At 66.7% G+C, this 18132-nt stretch carries 13 protein-coding genes; all 13 read left to right on the top strand.

From position 1 onward, the window contains the following. The first annotated feature begins 86 nt into the window (after window positions 1-86). The 13 genes from AC1M2K_RS03260 to AC1M2K_RS03200 all read left to right on the top strand — a co-directional run bounded on the left by AC1M2K_RS03260 (window position 87) and on the right by AC1M2K_RS03200 (window position 18059). Complete coding sequence (locus AC1M2K_RS03260; RefSeq protein WP_480239825.1) at window positions 87-1082, top strand: LacI family DNA-binding transcriptional regulator; 996 nt, start codon at window positions 87-89, stop codon at window positions 1080-1082. Between the two features lie 97 nt (window positions 1083-1179). Continuing rightward, window positions 1180-2478, top strand: coding sequence for an ABC transporter substrate-binding protein (locus AC1M2K_RS03255; protein WP_480237984.1), 1299 nt, complete (start codon window positions 1180-1182; stop codon window positions 2476-2478). 84 nt (window positions 2479-2562) lie between these two features. Then, on the top strand, window positions 2563-3522 hold the full coding sequence (locus AC1M2K_RS03250; RefSeq protein WP_480237983.1) for a carbohydrate ABC transporter permease: 960 nt from the start codon (window positions 2563-2565) through the stop codon (window positions 3520-3522). Next, window positions 3519-4415 (top strand): carbohydrate ABC transporter permease, encoded by an 897-nt coding sequence (locus tag AC1M2K_RS03245; RefSeq protein WP_480237982.1) that lies wholly within the window; start codon window positions 3519-3521, stop codon window positions 4413-4415. The genes AC1M2K_RS03250 and AC1M2K_RS03245 overlap by 4 nt, the downstream gene beginning before the upstream one ends. A 4-nt stretch (window positions 4416-4419) precedes the next feature. Continuing rightward, complete coding sequence (locus AC1M2K_RS03240) at window positions 4420-5388, top strand: aldo/keto reductase (protein WP_480237981.1); 969 nt, start codon at window positions 4420-4422, stop codon at window positions 5386-5388. Window positions 5389-5434: 46 nt separating this feature from the next. Beyond that, complete coding sequence (locus AC1M2K_RS03235; protein WP_480239824.1) at window positions 5435-7474, top strand: beta-galactosidase; 2040 nt, start codon at window positions 5435-5437, stop codon at window positions 7472-7474. Continuing rightward, window positions 7471-9804 carry an alpha-xylosidase gene (yicI, locus tag AC1M2K_RS03230; protein ID WP_480239823.1) on the top strand — a complete coding sequence of 778 codons (2334 nt, stop codon included), beginning with the start codon at window positions 7471-7473 and terminating at the stop codon, window positions 9802-9804. The genes AC1M2K_RS03235 and yicI overlap by 4 nt, the downstream gene beginning before the upstream one ends. A 112-nt stretch (window positions 9805-9916) precedes the next feature. After that, entirely contained in the window at window positions 9917-11098 is a 1182-nt protein-coding gene (locus tag AC1M2K_RS03225; protein WP_480239822.1) for an ROK family transcriptional regulator, read from the top strand. Window positions 11099-11384: 286 nt separating this feature from the next. Further along, window positions 11385-12614, top strand: a complete 1230-nt coding sequence (locus AC1M2K_RS03220; RefSeq protein ID WP_480237977.1) for a multidrug effflux MFS transporter — start codon at window positions 11385-11387, stop codon at window positions 12612-12614. Window positions 12615-12839: 225 nt separating this feature from the next. Beyond that, the gene (locus AC1M2K_RS03215) at window positions 12840-15140 is read left to right on the top strand and encodes a carbon starvation CstA family protein (protein ID WP_480239821.1); all 2301 of its coding nucleotides are present in this window, start codon (window positions 12840-12842) and stop codon (window positions 15138-15140) included. Then, complete coding sequence (locus AC1M2K_RS03210; protein WP_480239820.1) at window positions 15137-15325, top strand: YbdD/YjiX family protein; 189 nt, start codon at window positions 15137-15139, stop codon at window positions 15323-15325. The genes AC1M2K_RS03215 and AC1M2K_RS03210 overlap by 4 nt, the downstream gene beginning before the upstream one ends. Window positions 15326-15467: 142 nt before the next feature. Beyond that, window positions 15468-16481 carry a LacI family DNA-binding transcriptional regulator gene (locus tag AC1M2K_RS03205; RefSeq protein ID WP_480239819.1) on the top strand — a complete coding sequence of 338 codons (1014 nt, stop codon included), beginning with the start codon at window positions 15468-15470 and terminating at the stop codon, window positions 16479-16481. A 243-nt stretch (window positions 16482-16724) separates the two neighbouring features. Further along, complete coding sequence (locus AC1M2K_RS03200; protein WP_480239818.1) at window positions 16725-18059, top strand: ABC transporter substrate-binding protein; 1335 nt, start codon at window positions 16725-16727, stop codon at window positions 18057-18059. Window positions 18060-18132: the final 73 nt, after the last annotated feature.

Here is an 18132-nt window from a genome sequence, read left to right as displayed (position 1 = left end):
ATCCACAAATAACTTGCGCCTGCCGGATCGGTGTTTTATGCTCCTGAGAAGCATCAATCGAAACGTTTAGACAATGGAGTTCTCAGATGGCCAACATCCACGACGTCGCACGCGTCGCCGGTGTGTCCATCTCCACTGTCTCGTACGCGCTCAGCGGCAAACGGTCGATCGCCGAGTCCACGCGCCGCCGCATCGACGACGCCGTGCTCAAGCTCGACTACCGCCCGAACGCCGGTGCGCGGATGCTCAAGGGCACGCGAACGAACATCCTCGCCCTGAGCGCCCCTCTCCACTCCGGCACCTATGCGCCTGCCCACATGACCTTCGTGCTCTCCGTGGCCACCGCGGCTCGCAAGTACGACTACGACGTGCTCCTGCTCACCCAGGACGAGGCGACGAGCGGCCTGCGTCGTGTCGCGCGGAGTTCACTCGTCGACGGCATCATCCTGCTCGACGTGTCAACGGTCGACGTGCGGACCGACCTCGTCCGCGAGCTGGGGCTCCCCGCCGCTCTGGTCGGAATCCCCGCAGACACCACAGGGCTCACCTGTGTCGACCTCGACTTCGAGGCGGCAGGGGCACTGAGCGTCCGACGGCTTGCCGAGCAGGGTCACCGGGCGATCGGTCTGCTCGGACAGACCCCCATGGTCTACGAGCGCGGCTCGAACTTCCCCGCGCGATTCCGCAGCGGCTTCCTGGCCGAAGCGGAGCGCAGGGGACTGCGAGTCGGGTTCGTGCCGTCTGATGAAGACGCCGTGAGCGTCGCGCGCGCCTTCGACGACCTCCCTGGGATGACCGCCCTCGTCCTCAACTCCAACGAATCCGTCCAGACCGCCCTGCTCGAACTGCTTCGGCACCGCGGCATCCGCGTACCGCAGGACCTCTCGATCATCTCGGCCTGCTCCAGCTTCGATACCTCTCATTTCAACCCGCCCCTCGACGTCATCCCGCTTCCTGCCGACCTCTCCTGCACCAGGGCCATCGAGCTCACCATGGCGCAGCTGGCCGGCGACGTCGATCCGCACGTCGAGCTCATCGAGCCGTCGTATGTCGACCTCGGGTCGACGGCCCTCCCGACGTAACCGCCCCCTCGCCGTTCCGTCGTTCTCTGTCCCGACTATCGAAACGTTTCGAACACCACTCAGCAGGCCCGCCTGCCTCTACAAGGAAGTAGCACTCATGAAGAAACGAAGGATCCCCCTCGCCGGAATCGCCGCCATCGGCGTCAGCGCCCTGCTGCTCAGCGGATGCTCCGGGGCCGCCGGTTCGTCCGACGGCGGCGACGTCACGCTCGACTTCTGGTCGTGGGCACCCAACACCCAGGAGCTCGTCGACGTCTGGAACGAGGAAAACCCCGACATCCAGGTCAAGTACACCGACGCCGGTGGAGGAAAGGACTCGTCCGCGAAGCTGCTCACGGCCAGCAGGGCAGGGAATGCGCCCGACCTCGCCGCCGTCGAGTACACGACGTTGCCGTCGCTCATCGTCGCCGATGTGCCGCTCGACATCACCGAGCTCGTCACCGACGCCAAGGATGCGTACACGGAGGGCACCTGGGAACAGGTCACCTTCGACGGCCACATCTTCGGCATGCCGCAGGATGTCGGACCGATGTCGTTCCTCTACCGTTCGGACAAGCTCGCCGAATGGGGCATCCCTGTTCCGACCACCTGGCAGGAATTCGCCGACGCCGCGAAGGCCGTCCGTGCTGCCGACCCGAACGCCTACCTCGCGTCCCTCCCCGCCGGCGAGTTCGGCTTCTACGCTGGAGTGGCTACGCAGGCGGGCTCGGAATGGTGGTCGATCAAGGACGACACCTGGACAGTCGGAATCGCCGACGAGGAATCGCTGGCCGTCGCTGACTTCTTCGAGAAGCTCGTCGCCGAGGATCTCGTCAACACCGACCCGCTCCTGACTCCCGAGTGGAACGCCAAAGCGAACAGCGGGCAGGTCCTCTCCTGGCCGTCTGCGCTCTGGTCGCCGGGTGTGATCGAGGGCGTCGCCCCCGACACGATCGGCAAGTGGTCGATGGCCCCCCTGCCGCAGTGGGAGGCGGGCGAAAAGGCCGTTGCCTACCAGGGCGGATCGAGCGTCATCGTGACCAAGAACTCCGAGCACCCCGAAGAGGCCGCGAAGTTCGCGACCTGGCTGAACGCCAGCGAAGAGGGCGCCAACCTGGTGCTGACCGTCCAGAACGGCTACCCGGCCGCCATCTCCGGCCAGGAAGACGCCACCTCGAGCGAACCACCCGCGCTCATGCCGCAGCAGACCGACTACTACGACCTGGCCGCCGAGATCTCGTCCGACACCATCCCCGTCACCTGGGGACCGAACGTCAACGTCGCCGAGAGCACCTTCACCGACCTGCTGAACAAGGCCATCGCCGACGGCACGCCGTGGCGTGACGCGTTCATCGCCGTTCAGGACGTCGTGGTCAAGGACATGGTCAAGGCCGGATTCACGGTCTCCAACAAGTAACGCGACCCGTCGCGCTTCCGCCGCCAGGCATCCGCTCGCCCTCTCGACGGGCGGATGCCTGGGGGCACGAAGAAAGGACAGCACGTGTCTACATCACTCGCCACCAGGCCGCCGGTCACCGGCGTGCGCCAGCAGCAGCCGAGGCGCAGGAGACGACGGACGATCGCGCCATACGTCTTCCTGGCGCCCGCCCTCGCGCTGTTCGTGGTCTTCATGCTCGTGCCGATCGTCTATGCGGCCTACCTGAGCTTCCAGACCTACAAACTCGAGGGCGGTGGGATACTCGGCACCCGCGTGCAGGTGTTCGCCGGACTCGAGAACTACATCGCCGTCCTCACCGATCCTGAACTCGGTGCAGGATTCGGACGCCTTGCGGTCTACGGCATCATCTCGGTGCCGCTGACTCTCGGCCTCGCCCTGCTCTTCGCACTGCTTCTCGACGTGCAGACGGTGAAGGCCAAGCGCTTCTCCCGCATCGCGATCTTCATCCCGTACGCGGTCCCCGGCGTCGTGGCCGCCCTGCTCTGGGGATTCATGTACCTGCCGGGGACGAGCCCGTTCTCGTACATCACGAACGCACTCGGCTGGGGCACGATCCCGTTCCTCGACGACCCGGCGATCTTCGGATCCATCGCCAACATCGCGGTCTGGGGTGGTGTCGGCTTCAACATGATCATCATCTACACGGCACTCCGCGGCATCCCGACCGAGATCTACGAGGCCGCGCGGATCGACGGCGCGAACGAGTGGCAGATCGCATTGCGCATCAAGGTGCCGCTCGTCGTCCCGGCCCTCGTCCTCACCGGGATCTTCTCCCTCATCGGTGCACTCCAGCTGTATTCGGAGCCGATGACGCTCAAGCCGATGACCAACGAGATCAGCCAGTCCTGGGTGCCGCTGATGACCATCTACAAGATGGCCTTCATCACCGATGACCTGCCTGGTGCCGCCGCCCTCTCGGTCGTGCTCGCCGTCGGAACGGTCATCGTCTCCGCCCTTGTTCTCTGGCTCACCAACCGCAAATCGACAGGAGCCGTCTCATGACCGCCATCGCCCGTGCGCCACGGTCGTCTCTGCGCGCCCCATCCGCCCCCGGTTCCCGGCCGTCGCTCAGGGCGCGCCTGATCCCGACGATCATCCTCCTCATCGGCGCCGCATACTGCCTCGTCCCCGTCGCATGGGTGTTCTCCGCGATGACGAAATCGCGCAGCGAGCTGTTCACGACGTTCTCCTTCGTTCCGGGTACCGGTCTGTGGGAGAACCTCTCCGCGCTCTTCAGCTACGGCGGAGGACAGTACGGGATGTGGGCACTCAACTCCCTCCTCTACGCGGGTGTCGGCGGCGTGCTGTCGACCCTCGTATCGGCGATGGCCGGCTACGCCCTCGCGAAGTACGAATTCAGGGGCAGAAACCTCATCTTCTTCACCATCCTCGGTGGCGTGCTCATCCCCGGCATCACCCTGGCCATCCCTCAATATCTGCTGCTCTCGCAGCTCGGACTGGCGGGCGGATACCTCTCCGTGCTGCTGCCGCTGATCATCAGCCCGTTCGGCATCTACCTCTCCCGCGTCTACGCGGCGTCGGCCATCCCGTCCGACATCATGGAGGCCTCCCGCATCGACGGGGCGAGCGAGTGGCGGATCTTCCGCTCGATGGCGCTGCCGATGATGGTGCCTGGGATGGTCACCGTCTTCATGCTGCAGTTCGTCGGCATCTGGAACAACTTCCTCCTGCCGTACGTCATGCTGTCCAACCAGGAGAGCTATCCGCTCACCGTCGGCCTGTACACGCTGCTGTCGAAGGGCTCGGGCACTCCGGCGCTCTACGGCCTGGCCATCACGGGTGCGGCGATCTCCATCGTCCCTCTCGTGCTGCTCATGCTGTTCCTGCAGCGGTTCTGGCGCCTGGATCTGCTGTCCGGTGGACTGAAAGGCTGAGCCCATGACGCCACCAGCATCCCTCCGCCCCCTCGGGACAGGCGGCCCGCTCGTCTCACGCCTCTGCCTCGGCACATCGTCCTGGTCGCAGGCCCGGGTCGGGAACGGGCCAGTGCCCGCGCTCGATGAGGTACTCGGCATGCCCGCAGACGCCCCAGGGCGCATCACCTTCCTCGACACGTCGAATGAGTACGGCGGGGGCAACAGTGAGATCGTGATCGGTGCGGCCATCGACGGCGGACCTGGCGACATCGTTCTGCAGACGAAGCTCGATCGCGACCCGGACACCGGCGACTTCGGCGGCGAGCGGATGCGACGGAGCCTCGCCGAGAGCCTCGACCGGCTCCGAATCGAATCGGTCCCCCTGCTGTACCTGCACGATCCAGAACTCATCAGCTACGACGAGGCCTTCGCCGTCGACGGCCCGGTCGCCGCCCTCGTGGCGATGAAGGAATCAGGGGTCGCCGAGCGGATCGGCATCTCCGGCGGTCCTGCGCCGATGCTCAGCCACTACGTCGGGACCGGGCTGTTCGACGCGGTGATCACTCACAACAGGTTCACCCTCGTCGACCGCTCGTCGGCTGAACTCGTCGCCGAAGCGGCAGGGCGCGGCATGGCCGTGGTGAACGCCGCGGTCTACGGAGGAGGCGCCCTCGCCAACTGGCCGCGACCGGCGACCCGGTATGCCTACGAGCAGGCCACCCCTGCCGTCACCGATGCCGTCCGGCTGATGGGAGAGGCCTGCGCGCGCGCTGGGGTTCCTCTTGCCGCCGCAGCCATCCAGTTCAGTTCGCGGCACCCGGATGTCACGTCTACCGTGATCGGCGCGACCTCCGCCGCCCACATCCGGGACGCCATCGCCGCAGACCTCCTCGACATCCCCGAGTCGCTCTGGGAGGAACTCGAAACGCTCGTGCCACCGTCGAACGCGTGGAAAGAACCACCGTCGTCGACCTGGCCTCCGGCATCCTGACCCGTCCCCTGCACACGCAGCTCCACCGAAAGAGAACCTCACCGTCATGACCAGCATCCTGTCCCGAGCCAACGACCTGCCGGAGCCGACCGCGTTCCGCCGGATCTCCGACGGATTCGCCTTCGGAGGCGACTACAGCCCAGAGCAGTGGCCGGAGGAGGTCTGGATCGAAGACATCGAGCTGATGCGCCGCGCAGGGGTGAACTCGGTCAACCTCGGCGTCTTCTCCTGGGGCCTGATCGAGGTGGCAGACGGGGAGTTCGACTTCGGCTGGCTCGATCGCATCATGGACCTCCTGCACGAGGGCGGAGTGGGCGTTAACCTGGCCACCCCGACCGCCGCGCCGCCGATCTGGCTGCACCAGGCACACCCGGAGATCCTCCCCGTCGACGACCGCGGCGTTCGGCTGGCGCAGGGTGGCCGTCTCGGCTGGTCACCCAGCTCGGCGACCTTTCGGAGGTACGCCCTCCGCATCGTCGAGAAGCTCGCCGAACGCTACGGCGAGCACCCGGCGCTGCGCCTCTGGCACGTGAGCAACGAACTGGGCAACGAGAACAACCACTGCTTCAGCGACGAAACCGGACTCGCGTGGCAGGCCTGGCTGGAGAAGAAGTTCGGCGCCATCGACGCGCTCAACGACGCCTGGGGCACGGCGTTCTGGGGCCACCACTACACCTCGTTCGACCAGGTCCAGCCGCCGCGGCACAGCGGCACAGGGCACAACCCCGGCCTGCTGCTCGATTTCGAGCGCTTCAGCTCAGACGCGCTGCTCGACCACTATCGCGCCGAGCGGGAGGTGCTCCGCCGGATCACACCGAACGTCCCCATCACCACCAACTTCATGGTGCAGAACCACCCTGGCGTCGCCGACTACCGAGCCTGGGCAGCCGAGGTCGACCTGGTCGCGAACGACCACTACACGATCGGCATCGACCCCGAACGGCACGGGGAGCTGGCATTCAGCGCCGACCGCGTGCGGGGCATGGCAGGGGGCGACCCCTGGCTGCTGATCGAACACTCGACATCTGCTGTCAACTGGCAGCCGCGCAACCGCGCGAAGTCCCCAGGGGAGCTCGCCCGCAACAGCCTTGCCCACATCGCTCGCGGCGCCGAAGGCGCACTGTTCTTCCAGTGGCGCCAGTCGACGGCAGGAAGCGAACAGTTCCACTCCGCGGTCGTCCCGCACGGCGGAGCGGACACGAAGGTCTACCGCGAAGCCGAAGCCCTCGGTGCGACGCTCAAGGCGATCGCAGAGGTGGCCGGGAGCCGCGTCGAACCCGCATCCGTCGCGATGCTGTTCGACTACGACGCCGCCATGGCCCTCCGCGCCGGGCGGAAACCGACCGTGGACGTCACAGCGATCGACCAGGCGCTCGAACTCCATCGCGCATTCACCGCGCGGGGGATCGCCGTCGACATCCTCCACCCGTCGGATGATCTCGACGGCTACACGGCCGTCATCGTGCCCACCCTGCTCCTGATGAGCGGCGAGAACGCCGCACGGCTGACCGCCTGGGTCGACGGCGGCGGGCACGCGATCGTCACCTACTTCTCCGGCATCGTCGATGAGCACAACCGGGTGCACGGCACATACCCCGGCGTCCTCCGTGAACTGCTCGGCGTGCGGGTGGAGGAGTTCTACCCGCTGTTCGAAGGCGAACAGGTCACCATCGACAACGGCTGGGCCGGCTCGATCTGGACCGAGCTCGCCCACCTCGACGGAGCCGAACCGGTCGCCTCGTACACGTCGGGCGAACTCGTCGGCGTCCCGGCGATCACGCGGAACCCGGTCGGCTCGGGCACCGCCACATACGTGGCCACCCACCTCGACGCCGCATCCACTGGAGAGCTCGTCGACGACCTCGTCAGCCGCGCCGCCCTCCGGCCGGTCGCCGTCGCCGACCGGGGCCTCGAACTGGTGCGCCGGGTCGGTCAGGACCGCTCGTGGCTCTTCGCCATCAACCATTCGTCCACACCGCTGCGCCTCGAGGCCTCGGGTCTCGACCTCGTCACCGACACCCGATTCGAGCCCGGCCACGTCGCGCCCGGCGCCGTCATCGTTCTCAGAGAGGACACCCGCGCATGAAGTTCACAGACGGATACTGGCTCGCGCGCCCAGGCGTCACCGCTCTGTACGCCCAGGAGGCATACGACATCGACCCCGGTGAGGACGTGCTTCGGATCACGGCCCCCACGAAGGTGATCGAACGCCGTGGTGACGTGCTCAACCGCCCGGCGCTGACCGTGACCCTGTCCTCGCCGCTCGACGGCGTCATCCGGGTGCGGGTCGAGAAGGACACGGGAGCTGCCACCGGCCCCGGCTTCGACCTCGTCGGCGCCGGCGACCCGGACGTCGCGATCGAGGTGACGGATGCCGGAGGCACGCTCACCGCGGGACCGCTCACCGCGCGCATCGCGCACGGGGCCCCGTGGAACCTGAGTTTCGAGGCCGAGGGCCGCACGCTCACGTCGAGCGGCCACAAGTCGATCGGATACATGGCCCTGTCAGACGGCGCGCCTGTCACCACCGAGCCGGCAGGGCTTTCGGGCGTCACCGAGACCGGCCTCGCACCGGCATCCGCCTACCTGCACGGTCGACTGTCTCTCGGCGTCGGCGAACTCGTCTACGGCCTGGGTGAACGGTTCGGCCCGCTCGTCAAGAACGGTCAGACCGTCGACATCTGGAACGCCGACGGCGGAACGTCGAGCGAGCAGTCATACAAGAACGTGCCGTTCTACCTCACCAACCGTGGCTACGGGGTGCTCGTCAACCACCCGGAGCACGTCTCGTTCGAGGTCGGAACCGAGAGTGTCGAAGAGGTCCAGTTCTCGGTCGCCGGCGAAGCACTCGAGTATCTCGTCATCTACGGTCCGACCCAGAAGGACGTGCTCGAGCGGTACACCCGGCTGACCGGGCGACCCGCCCGCGTGCCCGCGTGGTCGTACGGCCTGTGGCTGTCGACGTCGTTCACCACGCAATACGACGAGGCGACCGTCTCAAGCTTCATCGACGGGATGGCCGAACGGGACCTCCCGCTCAGTGTTTTCCACTTCGACTGCTTCTGGATGCGTGAGTTCAACTGGACCGACTTCGAGTGGGACCCGCGGGTGTTTCCCGACCCGGAGGGCATGCTCGCCCGCCTGCACGACAGGAACCTGCACGTCTCCGCGTGGATCAACCCGTACATCGGCCAGCGCGCCGCCATCTTCGCCGAGGCCCGCGACGCCGGCTACCTCGTGAAGAAGCCCAACGGGGACGTCTGGCAGTGGGACATGTGGCAGGCGGGCATGGGCCTCGTCGACTTCACCAATCCGGATGCCACGGCCTGGTTCCAGGACAAGCTCCGGCGCCTGTTCGAGCAGGGGGTAGACGCCATCAAGACCGACTTCGGTGAGCGCATCCCCACAGACGTCGTCTGGCACGACGGATCGTCGCCTGACGTGATGCACAACTGGTACACCCAGCTCTACAACAAGGCCGTCTTCGAGGTGCTGGAGGAGCACCGCGGGCAGGGCGACGCCGTGCTCTTCGCCCGGTCGGCGACGGTCGGCGGCCAGCAGCAGCCGGTGCACTGGGGCGGAGACAACTCGTCGAGCTTCGAATCGATGGCCGAGACCCTCCGCGGCGGGCTGTCGCTCGCGTTCAGCGGCTTCGGCTACTGGAGCCACGACATCGGCGGGTTCGAGGGCATGCCGGACGCTGCGGTGTTCAAGCGCTGGCTCGCGTTCGGACTGCTGTCGAGCCACTCCCGCCTGCACGGCTCAACGAGTTACCGCGTGCCGTGGCTGTTCGACGACGGCACGGAGGCAGAGGGCCTGAGCGCCGTCGACGTGACTCGGCGCTTCACGAAACTCAAGCTCGAACTCATGCCGTACCTGTACGAGGTCGGGCTGGAGGCGCACGCGACCGGCTCGCCGTTCATGCGCCCGATGCAACTGGAGTTCGACGGCGATCCGGCTGTCGACTACCTCGACCGCCAGTACCTCCTCGGCTCCGACCTCCTCGTCGCACCGGTGTTCAGTGCGGCCGGCGACGTTCAGTACTACCTGCCGGCGGGCACGTGGACGAACTACCTCACCGGCGACGTCGTGGACGGTCCGGCCTGGCGGACGGAGACGCACGCCTTCGACAGCGTCCCACTCTGGGTGCGTGAGGGGTCGGTGATCGTCACCGGGGCGCGCACCGATCGACCGGACTACGACTACACCGACGGCGCCATCGTCACCGTGTACCCCGGCTTCAGCGGAACACGAACGGTCGCCGTCTCGAACCCGCTCGACGGGGCATCCGTCACCCTCACGGTCACACGCGACGGTGAGACGATCACCGTGACGAGCGACGCGGATGCCACCTTCTCGGCCAGGCGTGCGGGCGGGCACGCCGTCGGTGCGCGCGACCGATCGGCCGTGATCTGACCCGGATGCCCGCAACGCCCCGGCGGGGCGTGGCGGCCGTAGGGGCACGACCTTCGGTATCGTTCGAGGGAGCCGGCAACCAGTCGGCCTGCGACAGACCTCTGGACTTCCTGTGAACAACCGCGGTACCAACCTCGACACCGTCCGGCAGCACAACCTCTCGAGAATCCTCGGGCTCGTGCACCGTGAAGGCGCCGTGTCGCGCTCGACGCTCACCAGGCAGACCGGACTGAACCGCTCGACCGTCGCCGCCCTCGTCGGCGAACTCGCCGCACTGCGGCTCGTCATCGAGGTCGAGCCGGCCGGCGCGCGCAGCGTCGGCAGACCGTCTCCCGTGGTGCGGCCGCATCCGGACTGCGTCGCCTTCGCTGTGAACCCGGAGCAGGACGCCATCACCGTCGGCGTCGTCCGCATGCACGGCGAGGTCGTGTCCCAGGTGCGCCACGACCTCGACGAACCGCTCGGCGTGGCCGAGACGGTGCGGGTGACCGCGAAACTGATCGCCGGCCTCAGGGCCGGGCTGCCGGCATCCGTCGTCATCGTCGGTGTCGGGGTCGCCGTGCCAGGTCTTGTCCGCTCTGACGGACTCGTGAGGCTCGCACCGCACCTCGGCTGGGTCGACGAACCGGTCGCGACGCTCCTCGCCGACGCCACCGGCTACCCGACCCTGGCGGGGAACGACGCGAGCCTCGGCGCGCTCGCCGAGCACATCTTCGGCGTCGGCCGTGACGTCCGAGATCTCATCTACCTCAACGGAGGCGCCAGCGGTATCGGTGGCGGGGTGATCGCCAACGGGATGCCTCTCGGCGGGGTCGGCGGGTACGCGGGAGAGTTCGGTCACAACCTCGTCACCGCGCCCGACGGACCTGACCAGCCGTCGACTGGGGGAGCGCTCGAGGACGAAGTCAACCGGGGCCGCCTGCTGGACCTGCTCGGGCTGAAGTCGGCGGACTCGGCCCAGCTCGAAAGCGCGCTCCTCGACTCGGGGTTGCAGACGGTGACTGCCGAGGTCAGGCGCCAGCTCGGCATCCTGAGCGTGGCACTGCGCAACGCCATCAACGTGCTCAACCCGGAACTCGTCGTGCTCGGCGGATTCCTCGGCTCGATCTACGCCGTCGACCCCGAGCTGCTCGACCGGCTCGTCGAAGGACAGACCCTGGCCGCGTCGTTCGAGGAGGTGCGGATCGTCCGCGCCACGCTCGGGGCCGACCTGCTCCTGATCGGTGCTGCCGAGCTGGCTTTCGAGCCGCTCATCGCCGACCCGGCGCACGTCGCGGGAGCGGTCACGGCCTGACCACCCCGCACGGGCCCGCCCAACAGGAGAGTGTGCCCGAAAACAGTCGTTCGCTCCTGTTGAACGTGCGCTCGGAGCGATAACTCCTTTCGAGCGCGCAGCAACTTACCTTTCCGCTGCAACGGCAACCGGATGCTAATCTTGAGAGCGTCGGCCTCGAATCGATTCGATGGAGTTTCGCCTGACGGGAATATCGCGCCTCAGCCACGCGGTTACGTTCAGGGCACCGGCAGATTCCGCCCGTGGCATCCGCGGCGCAGCCCGCTCCTATCTAGGACTTCATCTCGTGACTACCGTTGTGCACCCCGGCGATTCCCTCTCCCGCCGGCAGAGGCTCGTCTACATCCTCGTTCTCGGGTCGCTCACCGCGCTCGGACCGTTCACCATCGACCTGTACCTGCCGGCCTTCCCGGTGCTCGAGGACGACCTCAACGTCTCGGCAACCCTGATCCAGCTCACCCTCACCGGAACGACCCTCGGTTTCGCCATCGGGCAGCTGTTCATGGGGCCGTGGAGCGACAAGGTGGGGCGCAGGCTCCCGCTCATCCTCGCCACGAGCGTTCACGTGGCAGCGAGCATCGGCGTCGCGCTCTCGCCCGACATCGTCTGGCTCAGCGCGTTCCGCGTGCTGCAGGGTGCTGGCGCAGCGGCCGGCGGTGTCGTGGCGATGGCCATGGTCCGCGACCTCTTCGGCGGTAAGCCGCTGGTTCGGATGCTGTCCCGTCTTGCCCTCGTGAACGGCCTCGCGCCGATTCTCGCCCCGGTGATCGGTTCGCAGCTGCTGCTGTTCCTCGACTGGCGTGGACTGTTCGTGTTCCTGGCCATCTACGGCATCATCGTGGTCGTCGCCGTCTCGCTGTTCATCGTCGAGACCCTTCCGCCTGCGCGCCGTTCGATCGCCGGTCACTCGACCGTCCGCGACCGGTACCGTTCGGTGTTCAGCGACCGCGTGTTCGTCGGTGTCGCCGTGATCGGCGGAATGAGCTTCTCCGGGTTGTTCGCCTACCTGTCCGCGTCGTCGTTCCTGTTCCAGGAGGTCTACAACCTCGACCCGCAGCAGTACGGCTTCCTGTTCGCCGTCAACTCGCTCGGCATCGTGGTCGGTGTGCAGATCTCGTCCCGCCTGATGCGACGGTTCGGTCCGCAGTGGATCCTCGCCGCCACCACGATCACCCAGGCGATCGCCGCCCTGCTGATCGTGAGCCTCGGCATGGCGGGCGCAGGGCTCATCGGCATCCTCGTGCCCTTGTTCGTCTTCATCGCTGCCGCAGGGTTCGGGTTCCCCGCCGTGCAGGTCCTCGCCCTCGTCAACCACGGCCGTGAGGCCGGAACGGCGGCATCCCTCCTCGGCGCCCTCAACTTCGGGCTCGCCGGACTGATCTCACCGATCGTCGGCTGGCTCGGCATCGACACGGCGATCCCCATGGGATCGGTGATGCTCGCCACCTCGCTCGTGTCGGTCGGAGCGCTCTGGCTCATCGTGCAGCCCAAGCGGGTGCCTGCGCTCGTCGGCTGACGGCCGGTCGCGCCGGCGGACCGTCACGCGCGGGTGAATCGGCACCGCGCGGGTGAAAAAACACCCGCGTGACGCCGGTCGACCCGCGCGACCCCGCCGACGGCATCCCACCCCGCGCCAAGGGGCCCCGTTCAGGGGACAGTGGCGGTAGCATCGGAGCACAGCGACTCCGGGATCCCATGAGGATGCCGGCGCGTGCACTGACAGCGAAACTGAGGGGTTCCGATGGGCAACGACGCCGAACGAGAAACAGGCGGCCAGACGGCCGACGCCGCAGCAGCCACGATCGAACAGGATCCGAATCTTCCCCCCGTGGCGGTTCCCGACGACGAGCGCGAGGCCGAGGAACGGCACTGGACGCCGGCGAAGATCGCCCTCTGGGTGGCCATCGCCCTCCTCGGTGGAGTCGCCTGGGTGATGCTCGCCATCGTCCGTGGTGAGACGGTCAACGCGATCTGGTTCGTCTTCGCGGCCGTGTGCACCTACCTCATCGCCTACCGGTTCTACTCGAAGTTCATCGAGCGGGCCATCACCAGGCCGGACGACCGCCGGGCGACTCCCGCCGAGTACAAGGCGAACGGCAAGGACTACGTCCCCACCGACCGCCGCGTGGTCTTCGGTCACCACTTCGCGGCGATCGCGGGAGCCGGCCCGCTCGTCGGGCCAGTGCTCGCAGCCCAGATGGGCTACCTGCCGGGGACGCTGTGGATCATCGTCGGAGTCATCCTCGCCGGTGCCGTCCAGGACTACCTCGTGTTGTTCTTCTCCACCAGGCGCGGCGGGCGTTCCCTCGGCCAGATGGCGCGCGACCAGCTTGGACGCGTCGGCGGCACTGCAGCCATCATCGCCACCCTCGTGATCATGGTCATCATCGTGGCCATCCTCGCCCTCGTCGTCGTCAACGCACTCGGTGAAAGCCCGTGGGGTGTCTTCAGCGTCGCGATGACCATTCCGATCGCGCTGTTCATGGGTGTCTACCTGAGGTTCATCCGACCGGGCAAGATCACCGAGGTGTCGATCATCGGATTCGTGCTGCTCATGGCGGCCATCGTCGGCGGTGGCGCCGTCGCCGCAACGGACTGGGGCGCAGCACTCTTCACGCTCGACCGCACCACGATCGCGTGGGGCATCATCATCTACGGATTCATCGCCGCCATCCTCCCGGTCTGGCTGCTTCTCGCACCGCGTGACTACCTCTCCACCTTCATGAAGATCGGCACGATCGTCATGCTTGCCGTCGCGATCGTCATCGTTCGGCCCGAGATCACGGTGCCGGCCTTCAGCGAGTTCGCCGGCGACCCCGCTGGCGGTCCCGTCGTTCCCGGATCGCTCTTCCCGTTCCTCTTCGTCACCATCGCGTGTGGTGCGCTGAGCGGATTCCACGCGTTGATCGCCTCAGGGACCACCCCGAAGCTGGTCGAGAAGGAACGCCAGACGCGGTTCATCGGGTACGGCGGGATGCTCATGGAGAGCTTCGTCGCGATCATGGCTCTCGTCGCGGCCCTCTCGATCGACCGCGGGCTGTACTTCGCCATGAACATCTCGGCGGCGAACACCGGCGGCACCATCGAAGGCGCCGTCGCCTTCGTCAACTCACTGGGGCTGACCGGGGTGAACCTCACTCCCGAACTGCTCGCCGAGACGGCGAAGAACGTCGGCGAGGAGAGCATCGTCTCCCGCACCGGTGGGGCTCCGACGCTGGCCGTCGGGCTCGCGCACATCATGCAGTCGTTCATCGGTGGCGTCGGAATGATGAGCTTCTGGTACCACTTCGCCATCATGTTCGAGGCCCTGTTCATCCTCACGGCCGTCGACGCCGGAACGCGCGTCGCCCGGTTCATGCTCCAGGACACTCTCGGCAACATCATCCCGAAGTTCCGGGATGCGAGCTGGACGATGGGGGCGTGGATCTGCACGGCGATCATGGTCGCGGCGTGGGGGGCGATCCTCATCATGGGGGTCACCGACCCGCTCGGCGGGATCAATACCCTGTTCCCGCTGTTCGGAATCGCGAACCAACTGCTCGCGGCCATCGCGCTGGCCGTCTGCCTGGCCATCGTCGCCGACAGGGGCTACTTCAAGTACCTCTGGGTCGTCGCTGTGCCGCTGGCGTTCGCCACGATCGTCACGGTCACGGCATCCCTGTACAAGATCTTCTCGCCCGTCCCTGCCGTCGGTTACTGGGCACAGAACGCGGCGTTCCGCCAGGCGCTCGAGCAGGGGGAGGAGAGCTTCGGTACAGCCCCGAACCGCGCGGCAATGGAGGCCGTGGTCCGCAACACGACCGTGCAGGGTTCCCTGTCGATCCTGTTCGTGACGCTCACGGTCATCGTGATCGGCATCGCCGTGTGGCGCACGATCCGTGCGTTCCAGAACGGCGGCGGCGTCAACACCGAGGACCCGGCAGTCCCGTCGCGGATCTTCGGCGGCTCAGGCATCTTCTCGACGAAGTCCGAGAAGCGGATCCAGAAGCAGTGGGACGCGCTGCCGGTCGAGCGCCGGCGCGTGAAGGCGAGGCACGAATGAGTCTCAGATCGGGTCTGGCTTCGGCCGGCCGCTATGTGAAAGCGGTGATGGGCGACAACGCCTACGAGGTGTACCTCGCGCATCACACCGCCACCCACCCGGACACACCGCCCATGCCCGAGCGGCTGTTCTGGCGCGAGCGCGACGATGAGCAGGACCGCAATCCGCAGGGGAGATGCTGCTGACGGATGCCGTGGCATCCGTTCGACGCGCCCCGAGGCTGAATTCGGGGCGGCTGCCGCACCCCGGCCCTGCAACGTTGTAGGTTCGTACTCACACGAAGAGAAGCGACGGGCTCGTTCGGTGAGGCAGGAAGCGGGAAGTTCGATGGCAGTGACGCTGCACGACGTCGCGACGCTCGCCGGCGTCTCGATCAAGACCGTGTCGAACGTCGTCAACGACTACGAGCACATCCGCCCCAGCACTCGCGAGAAGGTGCTCGAGGCGATCACAGAACTCGGCTACAAACCCAACATCTCGGCGAGGAGCCTCCGCTCAGGTCGCACGGGCGTCATCGGCCTCGCCCTGCCCGAACTCAGCCTGAGCTACTTCGCCGAGCTGGCGGATGCCGTCATCCGCGCCGCCGAGCGGCACAAGCTCGTCGTGCTCATCGAGCAGACCGGAGGGGGAGATCGTGACCGTGAGATCGCCATGCTCTCGAGCCCTCGCCTCCAGCTCACCGACGGGCTCATCTTCAGCCCGCTCGGGATGAGCTCCGACGACGCCGGGCTGCTGAACGTGCCGTATCCGCTCGTGCTCCTCGGTGAGCGGATCTTCGGCGGTCCGACCGACCACGTCACGATGAAGAACGTCGAGGCGGCGAAAGCAGCGACGGCGCACCTGATCGAGCGGGGACGCCGGCGGATCGCCGTGATCGGCGCGCACGAGGGCGAAGTCGTCGGGTCTGCCGCCCTGCGCGTGCAGGGATACCGGGAGGCGCTCGCCGATGCCGGCCTGCCGTACGACGAGTCGCTCGTGCGCTACGTCGGCGAGTGGCACCGTCTTGACGGTGCGCAGGCCATGCATCAGCTGCTCGACTCCGGAGTCGGGTTCGACGCCGTGTTCGGCCTCAACGACACCCTCGCCCTCGGAGCCGTCCGGGTCCTGCAGGAGGCGGGGAGGCGCATCCCGCACGATGTGGCCGTGATCGGCTTCGATGGCCTCGACGAGACGAAATACTCCCTGCCGACGCTGTCGACGGTCGACCCGGGCCGTGACGAGATCGCCGACACGGCCGTCCGGGTCCTGGCCGAGCGCATCGCCAATCGGGACGAACAGGTTCCGCCGCGGCAATACCTGACGGACTTCTCTATCGTCGAGCGCGAGTCCACGGCGGTCTGATTTCTCGCGAGTTGCCCGGCCTGGCGGTTGCTCGGCGCCCGCAACCCTCAAACCCGGGCAACTCGCGCCCGGGCGCTGGGATTGCAACGTTGGAAAAACTTTTCCCCAAACTCTTGACGTTCACTCAATGTTCGTGTCATTCTACTTTCCAACGTTGTAAATCAACGCGGTCAATGGATGCCCACCCCGCTCTGTGCGAAGCATCCGGCCACCCACAGCACAGCCAAACGGGAAGGACACGTGATGAAGACGTCACGTTTGATGGCCACCTCTGTAGCAATGTTCGCTGCAGCAGGCCTCTTGCTCAGCGGATGCTCCGCGACAGCCGGCAGCGACTCCGGTGAGAAGAAGCTCACATTCATGTTCCGCGGGGGCGAGGACGAGAAGAAGGCCTACGAAAAGGCCATCGGGGAGTTCGAGAAGGTGAACGACGTCGAAGTGGACGTCATCGTCACCACCGCGGACCAGTACGCCACGAAGCTCAAGGCCGCGATCGCAGGCAAGAAGGTGCCCGACGTCTTCTACATCGCCCAGGGCGACGTGCAGTCCTACGTCAAGAACGGTGTCGTCAAGGACATCACCGAATACGTCGAAGGCTCAGACACCATCGACCTCGACAACATCTGGGAGTACGGCGTCGACAGCTACCGCTACGACGGCAAGCTCGTCGGAGACGGCGCCATCTACGCGCTGCCGAAGGACGTCGGGCCGTTCTCGTTCGGCTACAACAAGACCATGTTCGAGGAAGCGGGCATCCCGCTCCCCGACAAGGACACCCCGCTCACGCTCGACGAGTTCGTCGACATCTCCAAGCAGCTCACCCAGGACAAGACAGGCGACGGCAAGATCGACCAGTGGGGCACCGGCCTGAACGTGCAGTGGAACCTGCAGCCGTTCGTCTGGTCGAACGGTGGAGACTGGCTCAACAAAGACCGCACCAAGGTCACCGTCGACACCCCGGAGTTCGCTGAGGCGCTCCAGTGGTTCGCCGACCTCCAGAACGTGCACAAGGTCACCCCGTCGGTCGCGGAAGCGCAGACCCTCGACACCTACCAGCGCTGGATGAAGGGGGAGCTCGGGTTCTTCCCTGTCGGGCCGTGGGACGTTTCCACCTACGAGAAGCTCGACTTCGAGTGGGACCTGATCCCCTACCCGGTCGGTGAGAGCGGAAAGAGCGCGACCTGGGTCGGCTCCCTCGGCATCGCCGTCTCGAACGGCACCGAGTACCCCGAAGAAGCCGTCAAACTCGTCGAGTACCTGACGGCAGACGAAGAAGCACAGCAGAGCCTCGTCGACGCAGGGATCCAGATCCCGAATCTCAAGGACATGGCAGACACCTGGGTCGCAGACTCGACCACCATGCCCGCGAACAAGGAGGAGTTCCTCCAGATCGTCAACGACTACGGTCGCGGTCTGCCCGCCAACAACACCTACAACAGCGAGTGGTACGACGAGCTCTTCACCAACATCCAGCCGGTGATCGACGGCAAGCAGACCGCCGCCGAATACCTCAGGGAAGCCCAGCCGAAGATGCAGGCGTTCCTCGACGCCGCCAACCAGCAGGCAGGGATCGGCTAGTCGCCGACCGGATGCCGCGGCGTGCGTTCGCACCGCACGTCGCGGCATCCGCCCCACCCCTTCTCGCCCCGAT

The organism is Mycetocola sp. Y171 (assembly GCF_056713165.1).
Note: the sequence above shows the minus strand (reverse complement) of the source record. Positions and strands in the feature narration are given on the sequence as shown.